The sequence below is a fragment of the Haladaptatus sp. genome, assembly GCF_049589095.1.
Classification (GTDB): domain Archaea; phylum Halobacteriota; class Halobacteria; order Halobacteriales; family Haladaptataceae; genus Haladaptatus.
The window spans coordinates 1-7,123 of the sequence record NZ_JBAWAC010000512.1 but is presented as its reverse complement, the minus strand read 5'-3'; the positions used below and the strand labels follow the sequence as shown (position 1 = coordinate 7,123).

Below are 7,123 nucleotides of genomic sequence, written 5' to 3'. Positions count from 1 at the left end.
CGTCCCCGCCGTTCCTGAGTTTCGACTCCCGGGTCGGAACCCACGACGGCATGCCCTCGCCACCCTGTGAGACGGCCGTGTAGCCGTGATCCGCGAGGAACTCGTTGACGTAGAACCCCGTCCCCGTCATCTCCCCCATCCCGTGGTCGCTGACGACGAGGACGGTGTCGGGGTCGGTCGCGTCGAGGATTTCCCCGACCTGCTCGTCGACGGCCTCGTACACCGCCTCGATCGTTTCCCGCTCGCCGGGGAACTCGTGGAACACGGTGTCGGTCTGCTGGAACTGCACGAAGCCGAAATCGGGCTCGAAGCGGTCGGTGAGATACCGGAATGCCGCACCGCGGGTCTTCACGACGTCACGATACTCGGCGGCGGCCTCCTCGGGTGTCGCGTCGGTCGTGTCGGGATAGATCCGGTACTCCCCGATCTCATCGCGGAGTTCGGCGAGCAGATTCTCGGGGTGACATGCCGGTGATTCCGGAGCCATGTATCCCGGCACGAGCGCGCCCTCGAAGTCGCGTGGCGGATGCGTGACCGGGACGTTGACGACGACGCTCCTGATCCCGTTCCGGGAGAGGTGTCCCCAGAGCGGTTCGGCCCGAACGTCGTCGCCGTCTACCACGTTCCAGTCGTACCCCTCGTAGTCCAGAAAGCTGAACACGCCGTGCTTGCCGGGATTCACTCCGGTAAACAGTGACGGCCACGCGCTCGGCGTCCACGGCGGGAGTTGGGATTCGAGCGGGCCTGACACTCCGTCGTCGAACAGCAATTCGAGGTTCGGGAGTGCTCCCTTCTCGAACAGAGGTTCGAGAATCGGGCCGCACGCCCCGTCGAGACCGATCACCAGCACGTCCAACCCGTCCTCGCTCACTTCCCGTCACCTCCGTCGGCGGTCGGCAGTCGAAGACGTGGTCGCTCGGTGGTGGGTCCGGAGGGGGCGCTCAACGCGGTCCCGCCAGCATCCGCGTCACCACCGATCCGTTTCGTGACCGGCATCTCCAACAGGGTCAACAGCGTGTACAGTTCGACGGCGTTGTCCTCGCCGCCGAGGTGGTCCTCGTAGCATCGGTTCACGCCGTCCCAGTCGAGGAAGGGGAGGGAGTCCACGAGGTCCCGGTCGTCCGCGAGCGCGTCCCGAACGAACTCGCTTTGCCGCACGAACTCCTCGTCGTCGGGCCACGGTCCGTGCGTACACCACGGTCGCGGCGGCTCCTCCCTCTCGAAGAGCTTCCACCGAAGCGCGTTCAGGTGTTTCCCGGCGTATTCGACCGGGAACGAGCGGTCGATTCGAACGCCGGATTCCGAATGAGGAACGGCGGCGAGACGCGAATCGAACCGCTCGATGGCGCGGTGCATGAGGTTGCGCCGAAGCTGATACCGGATGGGCATCGAGAGATGGAGGTCGATGAGACGATTGTCGAGGAACGGCGTCCGGTACGGTCGAAGCTGTCGGAGGCTGTTCGTGTAGATGAGTTCGGTGTCGTTCGATAGCGGATAGTACTCGCCACAGAGGACGAGTTCCCGCATCGACCGGTATCGGACCCCGTGATGGTCGATCTCGCCGTCCGCCGTGACGGAGATGTTCTCCCGGAGGACCGATTCGACGTCCACATCGCCGTCGAAATAGCTCGGCGTCTCGACCGCCAGTCCGTCGATGAACTCGTCGATCGTCCGAATCTGATCTTCGACGGGAAGTGTGACGTTCCCGAACGAACCGAGCGACAGTTTCGGCGACGGTATCTGGTGGCCCTTGAACAGGGTATCGGCGTACAGACCCGAGAGGAGCACGTCCACCGTTCCGGTGAGTTCCTCCGCGAACCCCGTCGGATACCCCTGTTTGTACCACCCGTCGAAGTTCGAGAGCGGCGGGTTACGCTCCAAACTTCGCCGTCGGTAGTCGTCGGTGCGGGGTAGGAAGAGGAGTTCGTTCCCGGCGGCCGCCGCGATTCGGTCGGCGATTCGCGCCTCGCGGTTTCGCCAGTCGTTCATGTGGAAGCCGATCACTGGCTGGTCCATCGCGGCCATCACCAGGCGCGAATCGCTCCCGCCGCTCAACAGCAGTCCGTAGGTTCGGTCCTCCCGTACCCATTCGTCGATGATTTGCCGGAACCGCGAGACGAACTCCTCGACGAAGTTCTCGAACGGTTCGTCTCGCGGGGTGAATTCGGGCCGCCAGTAACAACGTGACTCCGTCGTGTTTCCGTCGAGGTCGACGGTCGTGACCGACGCGGGTGGGAACTTTTCGACCCCGGAGAGCGGCGTCGTCACGCCGAACGACCGTTTGAGCGCGAGGTACTCCGCGAGATAGTCGCGGTCGAATTCGGGGTCGACGCCGGGGTATTCGGCGAGCGTCTGAATGTCAGTCGAACACACCAGGGTGTCGCCCACGTGGGTGTGGAACAGGGGATACGAACCCAGTCGGTCGGTCAGCAGGGAGACGGTTCCTTTCTCGCGGTCGTAGACGATGCCCGCGAACTGTCCGTTTACCCCTTCGACGAAATCGATACCGTACGACTCGTACAGGTTCGCACAGTACGTCGGGGTGTCGATGGAGTCCGGGCGTGCTTGGTAGGAGCCGTTCCGCTCGAAGCCGTACACGTCGCCGATGATCCACACCAGCGTGTCGCCGGTGACGGTTCGGACGGGTTGCTCGTCGGCGAGGAGTCGATGGAACCCGCTAGTCACGGCGACCCGTTCGTCGGCGAACGAGTCGGTTCGCTCTCCTCCCCACTGCATGCTCGGAAACTCGTCTAAGCCGACCCTTCGGGGACCGAACGCCCCGAACAACCCTACCATGTGCCTTTCCCTCCGGAAACCACCCGTTCTCCCTTCTCGTCCGTAGTTCCAGCGTAGTGGTCGTTAGTCCGACCGTTCGATGGCGGCGGTTGGGCGACCCGTTCTCCGGAACGACATCCTGACTCGATTCGGTGTGGCCTTTCGTTCATCCGTTCTCACTGAAATTCAACTGGCGGTACCGAACCATTGTTATACGCGGCCTGTGGCCGATGTGCGTTGTCCTACCGGTGAATCAGTGGGTGCGAACGGACGGGAAGAAGGTACCTACCCACTGGGTAGGGGAGCTCAAACGTGCTGGTAGGGAAGAACAAACCGGAGAGTAAGGACGGTCAAACGTGAGTAGGGGACGTCAAACGTCCCGAATAGCGAATCAAACGGAGTCAAGAATAGCGAATCAAACGGAGTCGAGCGAGCGCTCCACGAACCGCTCGCGGATTTCGGGGGGTGGTATCGGACATTCGTCCTTTCGGCCGAAGATCCGGTAGCGGTATTTCGCTATCAGGTCGTACACCAGGTCACGAAATGCCTCGGGAAGATAGATAAGCGGGTACAGAAGCGGCCACGGTCCGTCGAGTTCCCGACAGACGCGAAGCGCGGCGGTCGAACGGGTGTAACAGTTCTCGCTGTCCACGAGCACGAACGAGTCGAACTCGTCGGTTGGGAGGTCGTGGTGGGAGAGGAGCGACTGGCCGACTTCGGACTGAAGCGGCGCGAAGCGGAACGTTCCCGCCTCGTCGAACCGCACCGTGAACCGAACGACAGCGTTACAGAGGTTACAGACGCCGTCGAACAGCAACACGGGGTGGTCGGGCCTGTCGGTGGGTTCTTCGGAGTCGGGTTCGGTTGCCATCTGTTCGTTTCGACGTTCGGCCTCCTGGCCGATAGATTCGTCGGAATCGACCGTGTTGGGTACCAACCGTCGGATTCGACCGGGCTATTCGCCGACGCGCTGCTCCCAAACGGGGCGATGGCTCGTCGTGGCGTTCTCCTACTCTTCATCGGAGTAACCGAGTGGGGACTTCGCGGCAGTTTGTGCCGCGCCTAACTCCCCGTCCCGATTTCGTCTCAAAAGTGAACGTCGTGGCACGCAGTGAATTCTCAATCCGTCCGAGTAGCGGTTTCTCAGTCCGTTCGAATGTTACTGGTCGCACATGCGCAGGTGACTGTCGGGTCGAGAACGTCGTCGATGGGCATCTCCTCGCCGCATTCCGTGCAGACGACGGAGGGTCCCGAGCGACGATAACGCTCCCGGTAGTACTCCAGTGCGCGGGTTCCGACTATCGCCGCGGCACCGGCCCCGACTGCGCCAAGCAGTATCGTGTCGAGTGTTGGTTCGCGTGCCATGATGAGCCAAGGAGGAGCCAGTACCTTAAAGTTGATGCTGGATTCGTTCGGTATACATATTTCGGCTTGACCCTTCGGCCCCACCCTTCGGCCGAACCACAAGCGGTTCATATAAAAACAGGTTCGTCGTAAAGGGAATCACGATGCTATCCCTCATCGGTTCAGTCGTCGGCTTCATCGTGAGCCTGCTCATCGGTGCCCTCGGCATTTACATCGGTGCGCGGGTCGTCACGGGAACGGACGACTACGGTTACGCGCTCATCACTGCCATCGTCGGCTCGGTCATCGGTGGAATCGTCGCGGTACTGCTCGGCTGGCTGTTCGGCTGGATCGTCATCCTCGTCGCGTGGATCTGGGTCATCAACTGGCGCTACCCCGGCGGTTGGGGCAACGCCATCGGGATCGGCCTCATCGGCTGGCTCTCGGTCGTCGTCATCACCTACGTGCTGGCCATCCTGGACGTCCTGACGTTCTCCTCGCTCGGGATTCCGGGAGTCTAGTCGCCCAACTCTTCTCCGATCAAATCGACCGCGTTTCGAACCGCACCCACCGACGAGAGGTATCCAGCGCCGACCGTCGCTTTGAGTGCCTTTGCCGCCGTCCCGGTGACGACCGTCGGGCCGACCTGTGCGACCGCACCGTCGCCGACCGAGACGAGCCATCCCGGCGAGTTGAACGTGAACTGGTCGAGCCGCGGGTCGAACACGTCGTCTCGGTCCTCCTCTTCGACCAATCGAACGATGTTGTTGGCGACGACGCGCGCTTCCCGCACGGCCGACTGTGCGCTCGCCGGGACCGCCTCGCCGTCGCCGTCCACGACCTGTGCGGCATCGCCCAGGACGAAGGTTTCGTCGCCGAGTCGAAGCGTGCTATCGACGCGGGCACGGTCTCCGTCCATCGCGTCCGACCCGCGGATGCCGCCCGTCCAGACGAACTCGTCGTAGTCCAGCGTCTCGCCGTCCGCCAGCGTGATCGTCCCGTCGTCGGCCCGTTCGACGGCCGTCCCGGTTCGAATCTCGATGTCGCGCGCTTCGAGCTGCTCCCGGACCGCTTCCTGAAAGTTGGCCGGGAACGCGGGTGCGATGTGGTCGAACTGTTCGAGCAGGACGAGTTCGACGTCCATCAGTTCCTCGTCGGCGAGGGCAGCCAATTCGCCCGCGACTTGCACGCCCGATAGCCCCGCACCGCCGACCACGACGCGTCCGCCGTCGGCATCCAGGAACCCCTCCCGAATCTCTTCGGCGTGTTCGAGTCGCTTCAACGGAATCGCGTGCTCCTCGACGCCGGGAAGGTCGTAGAAGGCGGTTTCGGCACCGAGGCAGACGGCGGCGTAGTCGTAGCCGAGTTCGTCGTCGGCGTCGTCCGCGAGGACGACGGTTCCCTCGTTCGGGTTCACCGACTCGACGCGGGTTTCGCGTACCTCGCAGTCGAGAACCTCGGTCAGCGGAATCGAGATTTGGTCGGCGAGCGACGGCCGTCGGATGACCCTATGGAGTTCGTGTTGGACGAGGTGGTGTCCGGTCTCCTCGACGACGACCAGATTCGTCCCGTCGGGAAGTTCTTTTTCGAGTTTCCGAGCGAGGGCCAGACCGGCGTAGCCAGCGCCGAGAACTGCGATCTGCATGCGAAGCATAACGAGCGGGAAGGTGAAAGGCGTACTCCCCGCATAAAACGGGAGGTCGAAAATCGGTCGGTCTCTCGGTCTCAGAACAGCGCGTCTTCCTCGGGGAGGATTTGGGCCGGTCCACCGACCTTCCAACTCATGGTCTCGACGCCGCAGTCGGCGATGGCGTCCTCCACCTCGTCCACGTACTCGGCCGTCGTGTTGACGTACACGCTCGCCCCCGTGTCGGTGGAGTAGTAGACGGGAATTCCCTCCTCGTTGCGGAGTTCCCGAACCGTGTCGAAGATTTCGAGCGTTTCGGGCTTCCAGTACACCCACCCCGCCGGGCCGGTCATCGTCGTCGCGGCGAGCGACAGCGAGTCGTGTTCGGCCGTTTCGAACACGCGGTCGAAGTCCCCCACGCGGAGCGCGTCGCGCATCTCCACGAGTTGGTCGTGAATGTGCGCCAGTCGCGCGTCGAACATGTGGCTGTCGGCGGCCTCGCGGTGGGCCTCCTCGGTTTCCTTGTACGCCGGAACCAGTCCGGCGACAATGCGAACATCGTCTTCGAGCGGCGACTCCAGTCGCTCGGAACGGCAGTCGTGGTCGTTCAGGCCCATGTGGAGGTCCGAGAACCCGCCCGTCACGGCGCGGGCCGCGGAGGACGACCCGAGGCGTGCGATGGTCGAGATGTCCGGACGCGAAAGGTCGAGTCCGGCAGCCTCTACGGCGGCCATCGCGGCGGCGGCGAATCCCGATGAAGAGGAACCGAGGCCGACGTTCGAGGGGAAGCTGTTCTCGCTCTCCAATCGAACGCGGGTGTCGATTTCCGCGAGTTCCCGAACGCGCGAGACGACTTTTCGAACGCGGTCGGCGGCGTGGCCCGTCAGTTCCTCGCCGTCGACGACGAAGGTGTCCGAGTCGAACGACTCGTCGAACTCGACGGTCGTCGTGGTGTTACTCGGCGCGGTGCAGACGCTGATGCTGTCGTGATACGGGTATCGCTGTTCCTCGTCGCGCATCCCGTGATACTTGACCAAACCCTGAATCGGGTGGGCCTTCGCGGTCGCTTTCATACGGAGATGGCTGTGTGACTGGCGTTTAAACTCTCTGGATTTCGAGCATCGGAGTGAGGCGGATTCTCAGAAACGCCGTGCTATTTCGTAGGCGAGTGTCGTCGGGAGGAAAACGGCAAGGAGGACGAACGTGATTTCATTCGTCGTCGGTCCAGCCCCCGACCACGCGCTGTAAAAGTAAAGCGCGCCGACGGCGAGTACGCCGACGACCGCCGCGACGTAGTTCGGGTCCGTCCACGAAACGGGGGTGCTATCGGTGGCCATGCTCACCCGTTGGCAATCCAGCATGATGGTTCTTTTCCGC

General features: G+C 63.0%; 8 protein-coding genes. 1 reads left to right on the top strand and 7 read right to left on the bottom strand.

Annotation, left to right across the window (positions count from 1 at the left end; translation table 11 throughout):
- The 4 genes from WBV42_RS15990 to WBV42_RS15975 all read right to left on the bottom strand — a co-directional run.
- A partial coding sequence (locus WBV42_RS15990; protein ID WP_423986904.1) for an alkaline phosphatase family protein occupies nt 1-871 on the bottom strand: 871 nt, incomplete at its 3' end.
- The gene (locus WBV42_RS15985) at nt 868-2,796 is read right to left on the bottom strand and encodes an asparagine synthase-related protein (protein WP_423986903.1); all 1,929 of its coding nucleotides are present in this window, start codon (nt 2,794-2,796) and stop codon (nt 868-870) included. The genes WBV42_RS15985 and WBV42_RS15990, both read right to left, overlap by 4 nt.
- 394 nt (nt 2,797-3,190) lie before the next feature.
- Entirely contained in the window at nt 3,191-3,646 is a 456-nt protein-coding gene (locus tag WBV42_RS15980) for a thiol-disulfide oxidoreductase DCC family protein (protein WP_423986902.1), read from the bottom strand.
- A 272-nt stretch (nt 3,647-3,918) separates the two neighbouring features.
- Nucleotides 3,919-4,140, bottom strand: coding sequence for a hypothetical protein (locus WBV42_RS15975; RefSeq protein ID WP_223301811.1), 222 nt, complete (start codon nt 4,138-4,140; stop codon nt 3,919-3,921).
- A gap of 143 nt (nt 4,141-4,283) precedes the next feature.
- Between WBV42_RS15975 and WBV42_RS15970 the strand changes: the two genes are divergently transcribed.
- The gene (locus WBV42_RS15970; protein ID WP_253228000.1) at nt 4,284-4,640 is read left to right on the top strand and encodes a hypothetical protein; all 357 of its coding nucleotides are present in this window, start codon (nt 4,284-4,286) and stop codon (nt 4,638-4,640) included.
- On the opposite strand, the gene WBV42_RS15965 is transcribed toward WBV42_RS15970, so the two are convergent.
- The 3 genes from WBV42_RS15965 to WBV42_RS15955 form a co-directional block, all read right to left on the bottom strand.
- The gene (locus tag WBV42_RS15965) at nt 4,637-5,764 is read right to left on the bottom strand and encodes an NAD(P)/FAD-dependent oxidoreductase (protein ID WP_423986901.1); all 1,128 of its coding nucleotides are present in this window, start codon (nt 5,762-5,764) and stop codon (nt 4,637-4,639) included. The two genes, WBV42_RS15970 and WBV42_RS15965, sit on opposite strands and share 4 nt — an antisense overlap.
- An 80-nt stretch (nt 5,765-5,844) precedes the next feature.
- Nucleotides 5,845-6,819, bottom strand: coding sequence for a phosphomevalonate decarboxylase MvaD (gene mvaD, locus WBV42_RS15960; RefSeq protein WP_423986900.1), 975 nt, complete (start codon nt 6,817-6,819; stop codon nt 5,845-5,847).
- A 66-nt stretch (nt 6,820-6,885) separates the two neighbouring features.
- Nucleotides 6,886-7,123 (bottom strand): hypothetical protein (locus WBV42_RS15955; RefSeq protein WP_423986899.1); only part of this gene is annotated, 238 nt, incomplete at its 5' end.

What these genes read in the sequence shown, in the direction of transcription:
- WBV42_RS15965 (WP_423986901.1), bottom strand. Translation starts at nt 5,764, where the DNA reads ATGCAGATCGCAGTTCTCGGCGCTGGCTACGCCGGTCTGGCCCTCGCT.
- mvaD (WP_423986900.1), bottom strand. Translation starts at nt 6,819, where the DNA reads ATGAAAGCGACCGCGAAGGCCCACCCGATTCAGGGTTTGGTCAAGTAT.
- WBV42_RS15985 (WP_423986903.1), bottom strand. Translation starts at nt 2,796, where the DNA reads ATGGTAGGGTTGTTCGGGGCGTTCGGTCCCCGAAGGGTCGGCTTAGAC.
- WBV42_RS15980 (WP_423986902.1), bottom strand. Translation starts at nt 3,646, where the DNA reads ATGGCAACCGAACCCGACTCCGAAGAACCCACCGACAGGCCCGACCAC.
- WBV42_RS15970 (WP_253228000.1), top strand. Translation starts at nt 4,284, where the DNA reads ATGCTATCCCTCATCGGTTCAGTCGTCGGCTTCATCGTGAGCCTGCTC.
- WBV42_RS15975 (WP_223301811.1), bottom strand. Translation starts at nt 4,140, where the DNA reads ATGGCACGCGAACCAACACTCGACACGATACTGCTTGGCGCAGTCGGG.